We start from the raw sequence: 18,282 nt of genomic DNA on the forward strand, positions 1-18,282 counted from the left end.
GACTTCCTAGGAGCGATTCTCAACGCGGCAAGCAAGTCAATGCTCTCGATGAGTCCACTGTCGGGGGCTGATCGGATCGGGAACCGCGTTGAGAAGAGTTCGATCTACAGGCCCCGATGACCTGCCGCGCGCAGCGCGCCGTCGAGCGCGCCGAGCGCCTGCGCGGTGATCGCGGGCCGGTCGGCCTCCGGATAGCCACGCGCGGCCCAGGCCAGGCAGGCCGCGTCCAGGAAGCCGAGGTAGCCGTGCAGCGCGTAGTCCAGATCCGAATCCTCGGTCTCCAGCATGGCGCGCATCAGGCGGACGTAGTAGGCCCGGCTCTCGGTGCGCAGCTCCGCGGCGACCGGTGGCTCGCCGCCGGGCGACTGCAGCGGCGCCAGCCAGCCGACCGCCCAGACCGCGACCGAGTCCAGGTAGACGCGGATGCTCTCGGCGAGCCGCTCGCGCGGGGTGGCGTCCTCGGGGAGCGCGGTGTCCGCGACGCGCTGGCGGTCCAGCAGCAGCCGGACCGACTGGCGCACGGTGGCCAGGTAGAGCCCGCTCTTGCTGCCGAAATAGCGGTGCACGAGCGCCTCGGAGGCGCCGGCCGCCTCGGCCACCCGGGCCACGGCGACCGCGTCGTAGGGATTGCCGGCGAAGGCCTGGCCGGCGGCGGTCAGGATCGCCTCGCGGCGGGCCGCCTCGCCGAGTCGTTGCCGGGGGCGTCGATCGGTGCGGGTCACGGTGGCCACTCTACCGCGTTAGTGAGTTAGGCTCAGTAAAACCCCTCACGTCACTTCGGGAGACACCACATGGGCTGGGTCGAGCACGCGATCCTCTGGCACGTCTATCCGCTCGGCTTCACCGGTGCGCCGCGTGCGGCCGGGCCGGACGAGCCGGTGGTGCACCGCCTCAAACACCTGGAGTCCTGGCTGGACTACCTGATCGAGCTGGGGTGCAACGGGCTGCAACTCGGCCCGATCTTCGCCTCGTCCACGCACGGCTACGACACGGTCGATCATCTCGCGATCGATCCCCGGCTGGGCGACGATTCCGATTTCGATCGGTTGATCGCCGCCTGCCGGGAACGCGGCATCCGGGTGCTGCTGGACGGCGTCTTCAATCACGTGGGCCGACAGTTTCCCCTGTTCCAGGCCGCTTCCGAATCGGATCGGGCGGCGTCGTGGTTCCGGCGCGCGGGCGACGGCTGGGCCACGTTCGAAGGGCACGACGCGCTGATCGCGCTCAACCACGAGTCCGAGGCGGTACGCGAGCACGTGACCACGGTGATGAACCACTGGCTGGACCGGGGCGCGTCCGGGTGGCGGCTGGACGCGGCCTACGCGGTGCCGCCGGAGTTCTGGCGCGCGGTGCTGCCGGCCGTGCGCGAGCGGCACCCGGACGCGTGGATCGCCGGCGAGGTCATCCACGGGCTGGACGATTACCGGGAGCGGGCCGGCCTGGACGCGGTCACCCAGTACGAGCTGTGGAAGGCGATCTGGAGCTCGCTCAACGACCGGAACATGTTCGAACTGTCCTGGGCGCTGGAGCGGCACTCGCCGGACACGCTCACGTTCGTCGGCAACCACGACGTGACCCGGATCGCGTCGCGCCTGGCGAACCCGGCCCACCTCGGGCACGCGCTGGCCGTGCTGTTCACGGTGGCCGGCGTGCCCAGCGTGTACTACGGGGACGAGCAGGCGTTCCGGGGCGAGAAGTACGACCGGGCCGGCGGGGACGACGAGGTCCGGCCCGCGTTCCCGGGCTCGCCGGAGGAACTGGCGCCGTTCGGGGCGGAGGTGCTGCGCACGCATCAGCGGCTGATCGGGCTGCGGCGGCGCTTCCCGTGGCTCGCGCGGGCGGGGACGACGGTGGCGCACCTGACGAACCGGCAGCTCGCGTTGCGGGCCGAACACGACGGCGAGGTCGTGGTGACGCTGCTGAACACCGACGATGCGCCGTATCGATTCCCGGACGTGGAAGCGGGCGTCACCGTGGCCGAGTCGGCCCACGCTCCGGGCGGCGACCCCCATCTCGTGCCGGCGCAGGCGTGGACCGTGCTCACGCGTACCGCCGGATGATCTTTTGGCTGTTCAGAACCGGTCGGGGCGGGTAGCGTCGCCGGTCGGGGACGTCACGGGGAGACGACATGACGCGGTACGTGGTGATCGGCGCGGGGATCGTCGGACTGGCGACCGCGCATCGGCTCACGCTCGACCATCCGGGCGCGACCGTGACAGTGGTCGACAAGGAGCCACGGGTCGCGGCGCACCAGACCGGGCACAACTCCGGCGTGATCCACGCGGGCGTGTACTACAAGCCGGGCAGCCTCAAGGCCACGCTGAGCCGGGCCGGCAGCGCGTCGATGGTCGCGTTCGCGCGGGAGCACGGGATCCCGGTCGAGACGTGCGGCAAGCTGATCGTGGCGACGGCCGCGGACGAGCTGCCCCGGCTGCGCGCGCTGTTCGAACGCGCCACCGCGAACGGGCTGCCGGTGCGCATGCTGTCGTCCGAAGAGGCGCGCGAGTACGAGCCGCACGTGTCCTCGGTGGCGGCGATGCACGTGGCGTCGACCGGGATCGTGGACTACACCGCGGTGTGCGAGGTGCTCGCCCGGCTGATCTCCGAGGCCGGCGGCCGGATCCGGCTCGGTGCCGCGGTCACCGGATTCCGGCACGGCGTCGTCGAGACCTCGACCGGCGACATCGCGGCGGACTTCGTGATCAACTGCGCGGGGCTGCAGTCCGACCGGATCGCCCGGCTCGCCGGGATCCGGCCGGCCGCGCGGATCGTGCCGTTCCGCGGTGAGTACTACGAGCTGCGCGAGGACCGCCGGCACCTGGTCAACGGACTGATCTACCCGGTGCCGGACCCGCGCTTCCCGTTCCTCGGCGTGCACCTCACCCGCATGATCGACGGCAGCGTGCACGCGGGGCCGAACGCGGTGCTCGCCACCGCGCGCGAGGGCTACTCGTGGGGCCGGTTCAGCGCGCGGGACCTGGCCGAGGTGGCCGCGTTCCCCGGCATGTGGCGGCTGGCCCGCCGGCACCTCGGGTACGGGCTGACCGAGATGCGGCGCTCGCTGTCCAAGCCGCTGTTCGCGCGCGGCCTGGCCCGGCTGGTCCCGGAGATCACCGAGGCGGACCTGGTGCCGTCCGAGGCCGGCGTGCGGGCACAGGCGATCCTGCCGTCCGGCGACCTGGTCGACGACTTCCTGATCGAGTCACGCGACGGACAGGTCCATGTGCTGAACGCTCCGTCACCGGCCGCGACCAGTTCCCTGGAGATCGCGAAACACATCGTCGCGCAGCTCGCGACGGTTTCGCCGAATTAGCGGAGTGGCGGGGCTTTCGCCCGGGGCGCTCACCCCGTACGGTTTCCGGCGTCGGACCGTGAATTCGAGGAGTGGACGTGCGTAACCGGCTGATGGCGGCGACGCTGGGCCTACTACTAGCCGTCACCGGGTGCAACAACGGTGGGACGCAAACCGACGCGGGCCCGCCCGTCAAGGCGCGGGTGGACGACGCCCAGGCGGAGATCGCCGGCGGCGCCTGTGAGCTGCTGAACTTCGGCGTGGTCCACGACTTCCTGGACGTGGAGTTCAACGTGTCCGCGGCCGGGGAGCAGAAGGAGACGATCACCTGCGTGCTCCAGCAGGGTGACGCGCCGTGGCCGGACCTGAGCCTGGCCGTCAGCGAGACGTCGGCCGATCCGGACATCTTCGCGTCGGACGTGAAACCGGAGGGCGCGGAAGCGGTCAAGGATCTCGGAAAGGCCGCTTATAAGATCGTCTCGGACCCGGCAAAGGACCACGGGCCGTCCGCGGAGATCGGGTGGCTATCGTCGAACGGGCGCATTCTGATGCTGCGATACACGTTCGCGAAAGATCAGCAGAAGGCCGCGGCCACCGATATCGCGCCGGTCCTGGTCGACATGGCGAAAGACCTCGACGCGACGCTGATCGCGTCCTGAAATCGTGATCGGGACGTCACCCATGTCGTTCTAGCGACATGAGTGACGCCCCGATCACGGAAAACCTCCGTCGCAATGTCGCGGACCGGGGGTTCGTGCGTTCGATCGCCTTATGCGGCGGGCGTGATCGCCTTATGCGGCGGCCACGAAGACGCGTGACGCGACCTCACGAGGAAGCTTGATCTTGTCGCCGGAGCGGTCGATCGTCACCGCGTCGCGCTCCTGCGCCACGGTCACGGTCGCGCCCGGGTCGACACCCGCGGCGTGCAGCTGACGCAGCACATCCGCGTTCGTCTGGACGCTCTCGCAGATGCGGGACACGACGACGCTGCCGGACAGGCCCGGGAACGCGAGGTTGCGCTCCCCCGGCCGCTCGTCCGTCGCCGGACCGTCACCCAATGCCTCCAGGCCCGGGATCGGATTACCGTACGGCGAACGGCTCGGCCGGTTGAGCAGCTCGAAGACCCGCTTCTCCACCGCGTCGCTCATCACGTGCTCCCAGCGGCAGGCCTCCTCGTGCGCCTCCTCGTAGGGCATGCCGATGACGTTGACGAGCAGCAGCTCGGCGAGGCGGTGCTTGCGCATGACCGACACGGCGTGCTCGCGCCCCGCCTCGGTCAGGTGCAGATGGCGATCGTTCTCGACCCGCAGCAGACCGTCCCGCTCCATGCGGGCGACGGTCTGACTGACGGTGGGGCCGCTCTGGTGCAGACGCTCCGCGATTCGCGCACGAAGCGCGGGCACGCCCTCCTCCTCGAGCTCGAGGATGGTCTTCAAATACATTTCGGTGGTGTCGACTAGGTCGTTCACGACGGCAGCCCTCCCTGGATGGCGATTCTACCTTGCGAACCCGGCACCAGACTTGGCCGCAGAATGGTAAGGGCAAGTGCCGAAGGGTGGTGTTGACTAGGGACTTGTGACCCTACCGGACGATCTTCTCATCGATGCCCCAGCGCTCGCCGCGCTCCTGCACTCCGGAGCCGCCCCGACGCTGCTCGACGTGCGCTGGCGCCTCTCCGGCCCGCCCGGCCTCGACGACTACCTGGCCGGCCACCTGCCCGGCGCGGTCTTCGCCGACCTGGACGCCTCGCTCAGCGGCCCGCCCGGCGAGCGGGGCCGCCACCCGCTGCCCGGCCCCGCCGCGCTTCAGGACGTGCTGCGCGCCGCCGGGGTGTCCGGTTCCCGCCCGGTCGTCGTCTACGACGACGGCGATCAGTGGGCCGCGGCCCGCACCTGGTGGACGCTGCGCTGGGCCGGGCACCCGCACGTGCGCGTGCTCGACGGCGGGTTCCGGGCGTGGAGCTCGGCCGGTTTCGAGGTCACGTCCGCGGCTCCGGCCGTCGAGGCCGGCGACTTCACGGTGCGGCCGGGCGGGCTGCCGGTGCTCGACGCGGCCGGCGCCGCCTCGGTCGCGGCCGGCGGGGTGCTGATCGACGCGCGGGCGCCGGAGCGGTACCGCGGCGAGATCGAGCCGGTGGACGCGGAGCCGGGGCACATCCCGGGCGCGGTCAACGTGCCGACCGCGGGCAACACCGGCCCGGACGGCCGTTTCCTGGCCGCCGCCCAGCTCCGCGACCGCTTCGCCGCCGCCGGGGTGGATGCGGAGGCCGCTTCGGTCGGCGCGTACTGCGGCAGCGGCGTGACCGGTGCCCACACGATCCTGGCCCTGCACCTCGCCGGCCGGCCGGACGCGGCGCTGTATGTGGGCTCCTGGAGCGAGTGGATCACGGACTCCGCACGGCCGCGGGCGTTGGGCGCGGAATAGGCGAGGACCGCGGTAGCCGCTCCGAGCGCGGTGGCGTTCCGCCGGCTCGGACACACGGCCTGGCTGCCCGGCGGGCACGACGACCGCGGTGCCCGCTCCGGGCGTCTCGGGCCCGTTCGCGGCCGCCCGGTGGGCACCGAACAGGCGATGACCGCGATGCCGCATCCAGGCGCGATAGCGTTTCGCCGGCTCGGGCCCGCCCGGTGGGGCCGCCACTCGGAGATCGAGGGGCGCCCCACCGGGCCGGGCGTCAGCGGCGGGACGGGCGGGCGAGGGCGGCGACCGCGCCCAGGAGCAGGAGCATGCCGGTGAGGACCGCCGGGGTGAGGTGTTCACCGAGGAAGGTGACGGCGAGAACGGCGGCGGCCACCGGTTCCAGCAGCGTGACGATCGCGGCGGTGGTGGCGCTGACGTGGGCCAGGCCGGCGAAGAACAGGCCGTAGGCGAGTGCGCTGGCGACCACGCCCAGGTAGAGCAGCCAGCCGATGGTGACCGGGAGGCCGGTCATGCTCGGCAGGACGCCCTCGGCCAGGGCGAACGGGGTCAGGACGATGCCGCCGACGAGGAAGCCGGTCAGCGACGTCTCGAACGGGTCGCCGCCGGCATCGGTGGCACGGCCGATCAGCGTGACGACGGCGTAGCCGAGCGCGGAGGAGAGCGCGTAGGCGATGCCGAGAGCCGGGTTCGGGCCGGTGGTGCCGCTGTCCAGGGAGAGCGCGACCAGGCCGGAGAGCGCGAGCGTGATCGCGGCGGCGCCGGCGTGGCCGAGACGTTCGGCGAGGAACACGCGGGCACCGACGGCGATCAGGATCGGACCGGCGCCGAGCGTGACGACGGTGGCCACGGCGAGACCGGTCTCGGCGATGCTGAAGTAGAACGCGGACTGGTAGACGGCGAGCCCCACGCCGGTCGCGATCACCATCAGCAGGCGGCGCAGAACGCCGCGACGGGCAACTGAAACACCGCCGGCACCGGTACGGACGACAGCGCCGTGCGCGGCGACGCCGGCTCCGGCTTCCGTGGGGGTGGTGCCGTCGCGCTCGGCGTGGCCGGTCGCCGTGCGCGCGACGGTCGCGCGAGCGGTGACACGCCGCGTCGATGCCCGGCGGCCGGCGCGTCGCAAGCCGAGGCAGACGGCGAGGACGAGCGCCCCGATGACGAAACGCCAATAGGAGACGGCCATCGGCCCGAGACCGCTGGTGCGGTAGAGGACGGCGGCGACCGCGCCACCGGTGCCCCATGCCACGGCGGCCAGGGCGATCAAGGCCATGCCGCGCCAGGCGGGAACCGTTCCGCCCGGCGCACCGCCGCCCGGCGCCGGAACCACCGGCGACGCGGCGGACGCGGAAACGGCAGCCGGTGATGCGGCGGAAGCGACAGCCGGCAACGCGGCGGAAGAAAGAGCGGCAACGGGCAAGGCGGCGGAAGCGGAAACGGCAGCTGGCGACGCGACAGAAGGGCCAATGTCGGCCGGCGACGCGGCGGGAGCGAAAACGGCGGTCGGCAACGCGGCGGTCGCGGCGGTCGGCGACGCGGCCGATGCGGCGGTCGGCGACACGGCCGACACGGCGGTCGGCGACACGGCCGACACGGCGGTTGGCGACACGGCCGATGCGGCGGTTGGTGACGCGGCGGCGGAGGAAGTAGCGGAAGGCGATGAGGCGGACGAGGCCGGAGAGGTGGGCGAGGAAGTCTCGACGGACATGCGGATGCTCCACTGCGGATGGTCGGATCAGGGCTGCGGAGTGAGGCAGCGACCATCCGCCGCGCGCACATGGGCGCTTGCGGCAATCAAAGGCCCGGAGAAGGGGCCCTTACGGTCGCCCGCTCAGCGGGCGACCGGCGGGGAGCACACGACGGGACGCATGACCGGCACGCTAGACGATTCGCAGGTCACGGCGCAGCCGGATTCCACCACGTGGTCAGCGCAGCGGGCGGAGCGTGGCCTCCAGGCGCTGCAACTCGTCGAGCATCGCGGTCGCGGACTCGTCGATCGCGGGCGTCGCCTGGAACGCGCCGTCGGTGATGTGCTTCGCCACGAACGGGATGATCACCGACTCGCTGACCGGGATCATCTTCAGGTACTGCAGCACCGGCTTGATCGCCTGCGCCGACCGAACGCCGCCCGCCACCGCGCCGTAGCTGACCAGCCCGACCGGCTTGTGCTGCCACTCCTGGAACAGGTAGTCGATCGCGTTCTTGAGCGGCGCGGGATATCCGTGGTTGTACTCCGGCGTCACGATCACGAACGCGTCCGACGCGTCCACGGTCGCGCTCCACGCCTTCGTGTGGTCGAGTTCGTACTTCCGGAGCCGCGGGTGGTGCCGCTCGTTCATCAGCGGCAGGTCGATCTCCGCGAGGTCGGCGACCCGGATGTCGAAGCCGCCGTGCGCGGTCGCGCGCTCGGAGAACCAGCGGGCGACCGGCCCACCGGCGCGTCCGGGACGGGTACTGGCGATGATGATCGTGAGCTGTGGCACGCCGCTCATGATATGCGCCGTTCGACGGCCACTCCGCCCATCAGCAGGCAGCCGAGCGCGGGAATCACCAGCGGCGGGAGCTGCCAGGTGCACACGATCAGCATTCCGAGCCCGCCGACGAGCAGCAGCGAGCCGGCCGGGTCGGCGCGCGCCCGGACGGCCGCGTCCCGGAGCAGCACCGGCCAGGACGGCCCGCCGGGACGCCAGACCGCGGCCGCCCGCAGCACGACCACCAGCAGCGTGATCGTGGCGGCGGCGCAGATCACCGCGACCGGCGCCGCGCCGGGCAGCCCGCGCCGCACCGCGAGGAGATCGAGCGTGAGTACGCCGAGCACCGGCACCAGCAGCGCACCGAGTCCCAGGCCGCCGCGGCGGAAGGACATCAACAGCCGCCGGGGGTACGCGGAGAGCGCGGTCGACCGCCCGTCGAGGTGCGCCGCGATGTGGTCACAGCCCGCGCCGAGCGCCGGCAACAGCGTGACCAGCGGCACCGCCGCGATCAGCGTGAGCAGCCCGGCCAGCACGCACTCCGCGAACAGCGCGAGCCGCTCACCGCGCGCCTGCCGCACAGCCCCGGAATCCCGCGCGGCAGGCGAATCCCGCCTGGCGCCCGAAGGCTGCGCGGCAGGCGAATCCCATCCGGCGCTCGAAAACCGCGCGGCACGCGATACCGGCGCAGCACCCGAAGAGTTCGCAACGCCCGAAGACTGAGCAACGCCCGGAGGCTGAGCAACGCCCGGAGGCTGCGCGGCACGCGAAACCCGCGCGGCACCCGCGGGCAGCGCAGAGCTCGAAGCGCGTGGGCCTCGTGACGTGGGCACGTCAGCCCTTGATTCCGGAGGTGGAGACGCCCTCGATCAGGAAGCGCTGGAAGACCAGGAAGAACAGGATGACGGGGAGCAGCGCCAGCATCGACATCGCGATCAGCGCTCCGTAGTCGGTGGCCTCGGTCTGGTCGATGTAGAGCTGCAACGCGAGCGGCAGCGGGTACTTGTCCGGCGTGGACAGGTAGATCAGCGGGCCGAAGAAGTCGTTCCACGTCCAGATGAACGTGAAGATCGATGTGGTGATCAGCGCGGGGCGGGACAGCGGCAGCACGATGTTCCAGAAGATCCGCCCGTGGCCTGCGCCGTCGATCCGCGCGGACTCGTCCAGCTCGTGCGGCAGCGTTCGCATGAACTGGACCAGCAGGAACACGAAGAACGCCTCGACCGCGAGGAACTTGCCGACCAGCAGCGGTACGTACGTGTCGACAAGATCGAGGCTCTGGAACACGATGTACTGCGGGATGATCAGCACGTGGAACGGCAGCAGCAGCGTGCTGATCATGAGTGCGAACAGCAGGCCCCGGCCGCGGAACCGCACCCGGGCGAACGCGTACGCCGTGAGCGCGCTGGACACCACGGTCCCGATCACGGACAGCACCGCCAGCAGCAGTGAGTTGCCGAAGAGCCGCCACACGCCGATCCCGGCCACGCCCTCGGCCGCGGTCGCGTAGTTGCGGCCGGTCGGCGGCGCGGGCAGCAGGTCGAGGTCGCCGATGATGTCCCGCGAGTCCTTGAACGACGAGCTGATCATCCACACCACCGGGTAGAGCACCACGATCAGCAGCAGGACGGCACCGGCGTGCCAGGCCGCCGCGTGCAGCCGTCTCATGCCCTGTCCCCCGCGTAGTGCACCCACATCCGGCTGGTCCGGAACAGCAGCGCGGTGACCAGACCGACGCCGAGCACCAGCATCCAGGCCATCGCGGACGCGTAGCCCATCCGGAAATCGACGAAACCCCGGCCGTAGAGGTAGACCGTGTAGAGCAGCGTGGAACCGGCCGGCCCGCCACCGCCGGCGGCACCGGTCGCGATCACGAACGCGGACGTGAACACCTGGAACGCGCCGATGATCTCCAACAGCAGGTTGAAGAAGAGCACCGGCGACAGCATCGGCAGCGTGATCGCCCGGAACCGGCGCCAGGGCCCGGCGCCGTCGACCGCGGCCGCCTCGTACAGCTCGCCGGGGATCTGTTTCAACCCGGCCAGGAAGATCACCATCGGGCCGCCGAACTGCCACGCGGCCAGCAGCACCAGCATCGGCAGCGAGAACTCCGGCCGGCCGACCCAGCCGCCGGTGTCCAGCCCGATCGCGCCGAGGCCCCGGTCCACGATCGCGCCGTCCGAGAAGATGCTCTTCCAGACCAGCGACAGGCTGACGCTCGCGCCGATCAGCGACGGTGCGTAGAACGCGGACCGGTACAGCCCTTGACCGAGGCGCGGCCGGTTGAGCAGCAGCGCCACGCCCAGCGCCGCGGCCAGTTTGAGCGGCACGGCCAGCGCGACGTATCCCGCGGTGACCGTGACCGACCGCAGGTAGCGCGGGTCGTCGAACATCCGCTGGTAGTTCTCCAGGCCGATCCACTCCGGCGTGTCGAACAGGTTGTAGTCGGTGAAGGACAGGTAGAGCGAGGCGAGCATCGGGCCGATCGTGAGCAGCAGCATGCCGAGCAGCCAGGGGGCCAGGAACAGCAGCCCGGCCCCGGCGTCACCGGGCCGCTGGTGCCGCTGCCCACCTCGTACCCCCGAAGGCCGTCGACCTTGGGTTTTGATCATCCGGCGAGCGTGTCCTCGGCCTCGGTGAAGAAGGTGTCGACCGCGTCGGGCACGGAGGAGCGGCCGTAACTGATCTCGTCCGCGATGCGCAGGAACGCGGCCTCGATCGTGCCCGCGCCCTTCGGCGGGGCCGGCGGTGCCTTCTGCAGCAGCGGCGCGATGGCCTCCTCGTACTCCGCGATGGCGAGCGCCGGTCCTTCGAGAACGGCCGCGTCGCGCTGCGCGTTCGTGGCCGGGATGCCGCGGTTGCTGCCGAAGATCCGGCCGACCTGCGGGTCGTTGATCAGGAAGCTGATCAGCTTGGCGGCCTCGTCCGGGTGGTCGGTGCGCGCGGACGCGGAGAGCAGCATGGCGGGCTTGAGGTACTGCCCGGTGGGGCCGCCCGCGGTCGTCACCGGCACCGGCCCGATCTTGAGTTCGGCCTCGGTCTCGGACGCGTACCGCGCGAAGAAGTTGTCCCAGCGGAACTCGGTGGCGATCAGATCCTTGGTGATCGGCGACGCCGGCTCGATCTGCGCGACCTTCTCCGACGGGATGAACCGGCCGTCGTCGATGTACTGCTTCCCGACGGTCCAGTAGTCGATCAGCTGCTGCTTGCTGAAGCCGAGCTTGCCGCCCCCGGTGTAGAGCGTGGCGCCGGCCTGCAGCAGGTACGACTCGAAGCTGTAGATCACCGAACGGTAGTTGCTGCCGCCGTAGGTCCTCCCGGCGCCCTTCTTGGAGACCGTGTCCAGCAGCGCGTGGTACTGATCCCAGGTGATGCCGGTCCTCGGCTCCTCGACACCGGCCTCGGTCAACAGTTTCGGGTTGTAGAACATGCACCACGTGTTGCCGCCGGTGGGAATGCCGTAGAGCGCGCCGTTCACCTCGCCGACGCCCTGGAACGCCGGGATCAGGTCGTCGACCTTCACGCCGGTCTTCTTCAGGTCCAGCAGGACGTTGCGATCCGCGTACTCCCGGAGGTAGGCGAAGTCCATCTGGAGCACGTCGGGCGCGTTGCCGCCGGCGGTCTCGGTCGCCATCTTCTGCCAGTACGCCTCGAACTCCTGGAAGCTCGGCGTCACCGTGATCGTCGGGTGCGCGGCCTGGAACAGGTCGATCGACTGCTGCATGAGCGCGGCCCGGTCCGCGTTCCCCCACCAGGAGAACCGGAGCGTGACGTCGCCGCCCGCGTCGTCGCCGCCACCGCAGGCGGTCAGGCCACCGGCCAGCAGGAGCGCGGCAAGCGCTGTCCTGAATCGTTTTATCGACGTCATCCGAGCCAACCCCTCGAAATGATCTATACATTTCAATACGTCACTGCGAGCCGTGGGCTCAGACGTTAGGGGCTGGTTTCATGACCGTCAATACCTCGGCTTGAACGTTACAAAGCGCGGTCGCCGGAGATCGGTCACGAAAACTTCACTGACTCCGAGGTCGGCGGGGACCGTCGCCCGGCCCCCGCCGACCCGGCGTCACTTGTAGATGTTGTTCAGCGAGGCCGGGGCCGGCTGCGCGTTCGCCGGAGCCTCCGGAGCCTTGGCCGTGCCGAACTCGGTGAACGTCAGCGTCTGCTTGATCTCCGGCGTCTTGTCCGTCTTCGCGATCGTGAAGACCAGCCCGGAGACGTTGCCCTGACCGTCCAGCTCCGCCGTGAACGCCGCGGTTTTCGCCGTGTCGCCGAGCGCCTGCAGCAGCGTCTTGGTCTGCGGGTTCGGGTTGTTCTCGGACGCGACCGCGAAGTCGAACGTGCCCTTGAACGCGGCATCGCCGTCGCGCTCCACCGAGGAGATCGACTTCACGAACGCGGACTGCACCGGCGACTGCTGCTCGAACGTGTAGTCCAGCTGCTTGGCGATGTTCAGGTCCAGCTCATACCACGTGCCCGGGTCGATACCGAGGCTGCTGTTGCCGGATCCGAAGTCGAGCTTCGTGTACGCCTTGCCGCCCACGTACGCGGTCTCGGTGCTGAACTTCGTCCCCTCCAGCTCACCGGAGGTCACCTGGGTCGACGACTCCCCCGGCGCGTAGACCACCCCGGACGCCTCGGTCCCGTCCACGCTCATCGTGTACGCGTAGTGCCGCGCCTCGATCGCCGCGAAGGCCTGCAGGAACGCCTCCTTCGGATCCGCCGGCGTCACCGCGGGCGCCGCCGCCTCCGTCCCACCCGCGGCCGGCGCGCCCGCCCCACCGCCACTCTCGGACCCACCGCAGCCGGCCGTGACCCCCAGCACGGCAACCGCGGACATGGCGACGACGACGCTCTTCAAAGCCTTCACGTACGTAACTCCCCGTAGCTGCATCCGGTCCCAACCAACTCCGACGCAGGCTAGAACAGGCATGCAACCTTTACGACCTTGGTCACATCTGGTGACCGGTGGCGATCCCGTCGAGTGCGGTGAGGTCGCCCGGGGAGGCTGGGCGACGGACATCGTGCGCGCCTCTCGATCCGGTGCGATGTGCTAGCTCCATCATGGTGAGGTAACTTCCTATTGGGAAGTGCGCACCTCGGGGTGCGTGGGCACTGGAGGAGCGGCGATGGCGACGACGGCGGCGGCCGAGAAGCGGGCGCAGGCGAAGATGGAGTACGACGCGTTTCTGGCCGTGTGCCCGAGCCGCAAACTACTGGACCGGATCTCCGACAAATGGGTCGCACTCATCCTGGCCGCGCTGGGCAGCGGCCCGGACTGCGCGGGCGAGCCGCGGCCGATGCGCTACTCCGAGCTGTCCCGGCTGCTGGCCGGCGTGAGCCAGAAGATGCTCACCCAGACGCTGCGCGCGCTGGAACGCGACGGCCTGATCTCGCGCAGCGTCGCGCCGACCGTGCCGGTGACGGTCACCTACGAGCTGACCGCGCTGGGCCTCTCGCTGCACGCGATGATGCGCGGCCTCAAGCTCTGGGCGCAGGACCACATGGACGAGGTGCTGGCCCACCGCGAGGCATATGACGCCTGAAAAAGGGAGGCCTCCCGCACGTACCCGCGCGGGAGGCCTTTGACCTTGCTTTCGATCCGTCAGCTGCAGCCGGAGGTGCTGCCGCAGCCCTCGCAGACGTAGCAGCTGCCCGCCGGGCGCATCTTGGTGCCGCAGGTGAAGCAGAGCGGTGCGTCGGTGGAGCGGCCCTGGACCAGCTCGAGGAGCTCGGTCGAGGTGCGGGCCTGGACCGGTGCGGGCTGGGACGGGACCTTGGCCTCGGCCGGCTTGACCGGCTCGGCGACCGGGGACGCGGTGGCGACCGGCTCCGGGGCCCTGGTGGGCACCGGAGCGGACGCGGCCATGCCGGCCAGGTCGACGACCGTGCCCTCCTGCTCGGCCGCAACCTGGGCCGCGCGCTCACGCGTGGTCAGGATGCCCAGCTCGGAGCGGGTCTCGAAGTCCAGGTAGTCCAGCGCCAGGCGACGGAAGATGTAGTCCATCACCGAGGACGCCATCCGGATGTCCGGGTCGTCGGTCATGCCGGCCGGCTCGAAGCGCATGTTCGTGAACTTGCTGACGAACGTCTCCAGCGGGACGCCGTGCTGAAGCCCTATCGAGATGGCCACCGAGAAGGCGTCCATCACGCCGGCGAGCGTGGAGCCCTGCTTCGACATCTTCAGGAAGACCTCGCCGAGGCCGCCGTCCGGGTAGCCGGAGGAGGTGAGGTAGCCCTCGGCGCCGGCGACCGAGTAGGACACGGTCTGCGAGGAGCGCTTCTTCGGGAGGCGCTTGCGGACCGGGCGGTACTCGATGACCTTCTCGACGACCGTCTCGACCTCGGCCTTGGGCTCCTCGGCCGGGGTCTCCTTCTTCATCGCGGAGAGCGGCTGGCCGACCTTGCAGTTGTCGCGGTAGATCGCGAGCGCCTTGAGACCCAGCTTCCAGCCCTGGAAGTAGACCTCCTCGACCTCCTCGACCGTCGCGTTCTCCGGCATGTTGACCGTCTTGGAGATCGCGCCGGAGATGAACGGCTGGACCGCCGCCATCATCCGCACGTGGCCCATCGGGGAGATGGACCGGGCGCCCATCGCGCAGTCGAAGATCGAGTAGTGCTCGCTCTTCAGGCCGGGGGCGTCGATCACGTGGCCGTGCTCGCCGATGTGCTCGACGATCGCCTCGACCTGCTCCTCCTGGTAGCCGATGCTGCGCAGCGCGCGCGGGACCGTCTGGTTGACGATCTGCATCGAGCCGCCGCCGACCAGCTTCTTGAACTTGACGAGCGCCAGGTCCGGCTCGATGCCGGTGGTGTCGCAGTCCATCATCAGGCCGATGGTGCCGGTCGGCGCGAGAACCGAGGCCTGCGCGTTGCGCCAGCCGTTCTTCTCACCGATCTTGTTGCCCAGCGTCCACTGCTCGCCGGCCGCCTCGCGGATCGCGTCGGAGACCGTGCTGAACGCCCTTATGTCGTCGTTCGCCGCGGCGTGCTTGCGCATGACGCGCTGGTGCGCCTTGGCGTTGCGGGCGTAGCCGTCGTACGCGCCGACGATGCCGGCCAGCTCGGCCGAGCGGCGGTACGCCGTACCGGTCATCAGCGAGGTGATCGCGCCGGCGACGGTGCGGCCACCGTCCGAGTCGTAGGGCAGGCCGGACGCCATCAGCAGCGCGCCGATGTTCGCGTAGCCGATGCCCAGCTGACGGTACGCCCGGGTGGTGGCGCCGATCCGCTCGGTCGGGAAGTCGGCGAAGCAGATCGAGATGTCCATCGCGGTGATGATGAACTCGACCGACTTGACGAACTTCTCGATCTCGAAGCCGCCGTCGTCCTTGAGGAACTTCATCAGGTTCAGCGAGGCCAGGTTGCAGGACGAGTCGTCCAGCGACATGTACTCCGAGCACGGGTTCGAGGCGGTGATCCGCCCGGTCTCCGGGTTCGTGTGCCAGTCGTTGATGATGTCGTCGTACTGGATGCCCGGGTCGGCGCACTCCCACGCGGCCAGCGCGACCTTGCGGAACAGGCCCTTGGCGTCGATCGTGGAGATGACGCTGCCGTCCATCCGGCTGCGCAGGCCGAAGTCGGTGCCGTTCTCGACCGCGGTCATGAACTCGTCCGACACGCGGACCGAGTTGTTCGCGTTCTGGTACTGCACGGAGACGATGTCGGCGCCGCCCAGGTCCATGTCGAAGCCGGCGTCCCGCAGCGCGCGGATCTTGTCCTCCTCGCGCGCCTTGGTCTCGACGAACTCCTCGATGTCCGGGTGGTCGATGTCGAGGATGACCATCTTGGCGGCGCGGCGGGTGGCGCCACCGGACTTGATGGTGCCGGCCGACGCGTCCGCGCCGCGCATGAAGCTGACCGGGCCGGAGGCGGTGCCGCCGCTGGAGAGCAGCTCCTTGGAGGAGCGGATCCGGGACAGGTTCACGCCGGAGCCGGAGCCCCCCTTGAAGATCAGGCCCTCCTCCTTGTACCAGTCCAGGATGGAGTCCATCGAGTCGTCGACGGAGAGGATGAAACACGCGCTGACCTGCTGCGGCGACGTGGTGCCGACGTTGAACCAGACCGGCGAGTTGAAGCTGAACACCTGGTGCAGCAGCATCCAGGTCAGCTCGTGCTCGAAGATCTCGGCATCGGCCGTCGTCGCGAAATAGCCGTACTTTTCGCCCGCGGCGCGGTAGGTCCGCGCGACCCGGTCGATGAGCTGCTTGAGCGACCACTCACGCGCCGGGGTCCCCACCGCTCCCCGGAAGTACTTCGTGGTCACGATGTTCGCCGCGTTGACGCTCCACGACGTCGGGTACTCCACGCCGCGCTGCTCGAAGTTGATCGAGCCGTCCCGCCAGTTCGTCATGACGACGTCCCGGCGCTCCCACTCGACCTCGTCGTACGGGTGGACGCCCTCGGTCGTCCAGACCCGCTCGACGCTCAGGCCCTTGAGCTCCTTCGACTCCTTCGGAGCCGAGCCGTTGCTCTGCGTCGCCCGGATCCGCCCCTTACCCGTCGTCGCGTTGCTCGTGGACGCGTTGTCCCCGGCCAATGTGCTTCCCCCTCGATCAGCGCGGCGCCATGTCGCCGCGACTCTCACAACTCAGTTGCTATTGAGAACCCCAGAGCGACCGGACGGTACGGCTGCCGCGCCGCCCGCGTCCGCGCCCTGCTCGATCGCGGCCTCGCGCGCAAGTGCCTCCTGGCGCAACGCCTCGATCTCGCGCTCGAAGTCCCCCAGCGTGTCGAACGACCGGTAGACGCTGGCGAACCGCAGGTAGGCCACGACGTCGAGCTCCCGGAGCGGACCGAGGATCGCGAGACCGACCTCGTTGCTCGGGATCTCCGCCGCGCCGCGTGACCGGACCGCGTCCTCCACCCGCTGCGCGAGCAGTGCCAGCGCGTCGTCCGTGACCGGGCGGCCCTGGCAGGCCTTGCGCACGCCGTTGGCGATCTTCGTCCGGCTGAACGGCTCGGTGACGCCACTGCGCTTCACCACCGCGAGGACCGCCTCCTCGACCGTGGTGAACCGCTTGCCGCACTCGGGGCAGGACCGCCGCCGGCGGATCAGCTGCCCGTCGTCCGCCTCGCGGGAGTCGACCACCCGGGAGTCGGCGTGCCGGCAATACGGACAGCGCATGTCGAGCGTCCCCTTCCCCCGCGGTCGGGCCGGCTCACCCCTCCAGCCTTGCCCCGCGCACGCCGAACCGCAGCGAAACGCCCGGTTGCACCGGGCGGCCGCTGTGGTGAACAGGCTGGGAAGGTGGGGGTGAGGACCCCTACCAGTTGATGACTTACACCCGTGTCACTACTAGATGTTGTGACCCTAGGCCCCGCACGCCACAGGTGCAAGCTCACCCGCCGCATCGTTCACAACTGTGCCTGCGGTCTCAACACGCGTCGTGGGACGGTGGTTACCGGCCGCGCGGAACTCGCTTGATTTGCCCGCTTTTCGGCGCTCGTACGTCCGGCTTCGGCACCTGATCGTCCGGTTTCGGCGGCCGCTTCTCCGACTTTCGGCGCCGGTGCGTCGCGCCGGCGCCCGCTCGCGCGGTGTCGGCGCCCGCCCATCCGGTTGCCGGTGCCCGGGTGCGCCGCGTCGGGCCGCTCGACCGGGTGCGCCGCGTCGGGCCGCTCGACCGGGTGCGCCGCGTCGGGGCCGCTCGCGCGGTTTCGGTGCTCGCCCGGCCGGCTCTCAGCGCCCACGCGGGAGCCGCAGCTCCTGGCCGGGGTGGATCGTGTAACCGGGCAGGTCGTTGAGCTTCCGGATCTCCTCGACCATGGCGAACGGGTCGTCGCTGGGACGGTATCGCGCCGCGACGTCCCACAGCGTGTCGTGCTTCTGCACCACGGCGGTGGGAAGCGGGCCCGCGTCGTTCTCCGCGTGCGAGGCGGTGGCGGCCAGCAGGCCGACCGCGACCCAGGCGAGCGCGACCAACGCGACCATCCGGACGATCCGGCCGCGCCTGGTGAGGCGCAGCGGCCTCTTCGCGGGACGGGCCGCGCGATCGGTCCCCCAACCGATCGCCGCCCTGGTGGGAGCGCTTACCGCGGATGCGGAGAACGCCGTCGTAGTTGCCGCCCCAGCCACGGGACCCCCCAGCAATAATG

17 protein-coding genes are annotated in these 18,282 nt (G+C 70.3%); 5 read left to right on the forward strand and 12 right to left on the reverse strand.

The window, feature by feature from the left end; translation table 11 throughout:
- Positions 1-104: 104 nt before the first annotated feature.
- Positions 105-722 carry a TetR/AcrR family transcriptional regulator gene (locus J2S43_RS27340; RefSeq protein WP_306833994.1) on the reverse strand — a complete coding sequence of 206 codons (618 nt, stop codon included), beginning with the start codon at positions 720-722 and terminating at the stop codon, positions 105-107.
- Between the two features lie 69 nt (positions 723-791).
- On the opposite strand from J2S43_RS27340, the gene J2S43_RS27345 reads away from it, so the two are divergent.
- The 3 genes from J2S43_RS27345 to J2S43_RS27355 all read left to right on the forward strand — a co-directional run bounded on the left by J2S43_RS27345 (position 792) and on the right by J2S43_RS27355 (position 3,951).
- On the forward strand, positions 792-2,060 hold the full coding sequence (locus J2S43_RS27345) for an alpha-amylase family protein (RefSeq protein ID WP_306833996.1): 1,269 nt from the start codon (positions 792-794) through the stop codon (positions 2,058-2,060).
- A gap of 68 nt (positions 2,061-2,128) precedes the next feature.
- Positions 2,129-3,313: an L-2-hydroxyglutarate dehydrogenase gene (gene lhgD, locus J2S43_RS27350; protein WP_306833998.1), complete on the forward strand. Its 1,185-nt coding sequence runs from the start codon at positions 2,129-2,131 to the stop codon at positions 3,311-3,313.
- Positions 3,314-3,390: 77 nt separating this feature from the next.
- The gene (locus J2S43_RS27355; protein WP_306834000.1) at positions 3,391-3,951 is read left to right on the forward strand and encodes a hypothetical protein; all 561 of its coding nucleotides are present in this window, start codon (positions 3,391-3,393) and stop codon (positions 3,949-3,951) included.
- 132 nt (positions 3,952-4,083) lie between these two features.
- Here J2S43_RS27355 and J2S43_RS27360 read toward each other — a convergent pair whose 3' ends face one another.
- Positions 4,084-4,761, reverse strand: a complete 678-nt coding sequence (locus J2S43_RS27360) for an iron-dependent transcriptional repressor DtxR (RefSeq protein ID WP_306834002.1) — start codon at positions 4,759-4,761, stop codon at positions 4,084-4,086.
- A gap of 106 nt (positions 4,762-4,867) precedes the next feature.
- Here J2S43_RS27360 and J2S43_RS27365 point away from each other — a divergent pair, with 106 nt between their 5' ends.
- Entirely contained in the window at positions 4,868-5,716 is an 849-nt protein-coding gene (locus J2S43_RS27365; protein WP_306834005.1) for a sulfurtransferase, read from the forward strand.
- Positions 5,717-5,966: 250 nt separating this feature from the next.
- Here J2S43_RS27365 and J2S43_RS27370 read toward each other — a convergent pair whose 3' ends face one another.
- The 7 genes from J2S43_RS27370 to J2S43_RS27400 all read right to left on the reverse strand — a co-directional run bounded on the left by J2S43_RS27370 (position 5,967) and on the right by J2S43_RS27400 (position 13,054).
- Positions 5,967-6,986, reverse strand: coding sequence for a DMT family transporter (locus J2S43_RS27370; protein ID WP_306834006.1), 1,020 nt, complete (start codon positions 6,984-6,986; stop codon positions 5,967-5,969).
- Positions 6,987-7,638: 652 nt separating this feature from the next.
- Positions 7,639-8,205 (reverse strand): NADPH-dependent FMN reductase, encoded by a 567-nt coding sequence (locus J2S43_RS27375; RefSeq protein ID WP_306834007.1) that lies wholly within the window; start codon positions 8,203-8,205, stop codon positions 7,639-7,641.
- Complete coding sequence (locus tag J2S43_RS27380; RefSeq protein ID WP_306834008.1) at positions 8,202-8,765, reverse strand: hypothetical protein; 564 nt, start codon at positions 8,763-8,765, stop codon at positions 8,202-8,204. The genes J2S43_RS27375 and J2S43_RS27380 overlap by 4 nt, the downstream gene beginning before the upstream one ends.
- Positions 8,766-9,018: 253 nt before the next feature.
- A complete protein-coding gene (locus tag J2S43_RS27385) occupies positions 9,019-9,852 on the reverse strand; it encodes a carbohydrate ABC transporter permease (RefSeq protein ID WP_306834010.1) in 834 nt (277 codons plus the stop codon).
- The gene (locus J2S43_RS27390; protein WP_306834013.1) at positions 9,849-10,796 is read right to left on the reverse strand and encodes a carbohydrate ABC transporter permease; all 948 of its coding nucleotides are present in this window, start codon (positions 10,794-10,796) and stop codon (positions 9,849-9,851) included. Before J2S43_RS27390 ends, J2S43_RS27385 begins: the two co-directional genes overlap by 4 nt.
- The gene (locus J2S43_RS27395; protein ID WP_306834014.1) at positions 10,793-12,052 is read right to left on the reverse strand and encodes an ABC transporter substrate-binding protein; all 1,260 of its coding nucleotides are present in this window, start codon (positions 12,050-12,052) and stop codon (positions 10,793-10,795) included. The genes J2S43_RS27390 and J2S43_RS27395 overlap by 4 nt, the downstream gene beginning before the upstream one ends.
- Positions 12,053-12,250: 198 nt before the next feature.
- Complete coding sequence (locus J2S43_RS27400) at positions 12,251-13,054, reverse strand: hypothetical protein (protein ID WP_306834017.1); 804 nt, start codon at positions 13,052-13,054, stop codon at positions 12,251-12,253.
- A 259-nt stretch (positions 13,055-13,313) separates the two neighbouring features.
- On the opposite strand from J2S43_RS27400, the gene J2S43_RS27405 reads away from it, so the two are divergent.
- Positions 13,314-13,730 (forward strand): winged helix-turn-helix transcriptional regulator, encoded by a 417-nt coding sequence (locus J2S43_RS27405; RefSeq protein ID WP_306834019.1) that lies wholly within the window; start codon positions 13,314-13,316, stop codon positions 13,728-13,730.
- Between the two features lie 59 nt (positions 13,731-13,789).
- Here J2S43_RS27405 and J2S43_RS27410 read toward each other — a convergent pair whose 3' ends face one another.
- The 3 genes from J2S43_RS27410 to J2S43_RS27420 all read right to left on the reverse strand — a co-directional run bounded on the left by J2S43_RS27410 (position 13,790) and on the right by J2S43_RS27420 (position 18,118).
- The gene (locus J2S43_RS27410) at positions 13,790-16,672 is read right to left on the reverse strand and encodes a vitamin B12-dependent ribonucleotide reductase (RefSeq protein ID WP_306839473.1); all 2,883 of its coding nucleotides are present in this window, start codon (positions 16,670-16,672) and stop codon (positions 13,790-13,792) included.
- 102 nt (positions 16,673-16,774) lie between these two features.
- On the reverse strand, positions 16,775-17,311 hold the full coding sequence (gene nrdR, locus J2S43_RS27415; RefSeq protein WP_306834021.1) for a transcriptional regulator NrdR: 537 nt from the start codon (positions 17,309-17,311) through the stop codon (positions 16,775-16,777).
- Positions 17,312-17,866: 555 nt separating this feature from the next.
- On the reverse strand, positions 17,867-18,118 hold the full coding sequence (locus J2S43_RS27420; RefSeq protein WP_306834023.1) for a LysM peptidoglycan-binding domain-containing protein: 252 nt from the start codon (positions 18,116-18,118) through the stop codon (positions 17,867-17,869).
- Positions 18,119-18,282 lie beyond the last annotated feature (164 nt).

The organism is Catenuloplanes nepalensis (assembly GCF_030811575.1).
GTDB classification, from domain to species: Bacteria; Actinomycetota; Actinomycetes; order Mycobacteriales; family Micromonosporaceae; genus Catenuloplanes; species Catenuloplanes nepalensis.

What these genes read in the sequence shown, in the direction of transcription:
- J2S43_RS27345 (WP_306833996.1), top strand. Translation starts at nt 792, where the DNA reads ATGGGCTGGGTCGAGCACGCGATCCTCTGGCACGTCTATCCGCTCGGC.
- lhgD (WP_306833998.1), top strand. Translation starts at nt 2,129, where the DNA reads ATGACGCGGTACGTGGTGATCGGCGCGGGGATCGTCGGACTGGCGACC.
- J2S43_RS27370 (WP_306834006.1), bottom strand. Translation starts at nt 6,986, where the DNA reads ATGGCCTTGATCGCCCTGGCCGCCGTGGCATGGGGCACCGGTGGCGCG.
- J2S43_RS27375 (WP_306834007.1), bottom strand. Translation starts at nt 8,205, where the DNA reads ATGAGCGGCGTGCCACAGCTCACGATCATCATCGCCAGTACCCGTCCC.
- J2S43_RS27385 (WP_306834010.1), bottom strand. Translation starts at nt 9,852, where the DNA reads ATGAGACGGCTGCACGCGGCGGCCTGGCACGCCGGTGCCGTCCTGCTG.
- J2S43_RS27390 (WP_306834013.1), bottom strand. Translation starts at nt 10,796, where the DNA reads ATGATCAAAACCCAAGGTCGACGGCCTTCGGGGGTACGAGGTGGGCAG.
- J2S43_RS27395 (WP_306834014.1), bottom strand. Translation starts at nt 12,052, where the DNA reads ATGACGTCGATAAAACGATTCAGGACAGCGCTTGCCGCGCTCCTGCTG.
- J2S43_RS27405 (WP_306834019.1), top strand. Translation starts at nt 13,314, where the DNA reads ATGGCGACGACGGCGGCGGCCGAGAAGCGGGCGCAGGCGAAGATGGAG.
- nrdR (WP_306834021.1), bottom strand. Translation starts at nt 17,311, where the DNA reads ATGCGCTGTCCGTATTGCCGGCACGCCGACTCCCGGGTGGTCGACTCC.
- J2S43_RS27420 (WP_306834023.1), bottom strand. Translation starts at nt 18,118, where the DNA reads ATGGTCGCGTTGGTCGCGCTCGCCTGGGTCGCGGTCGGCCTGCTGGCC.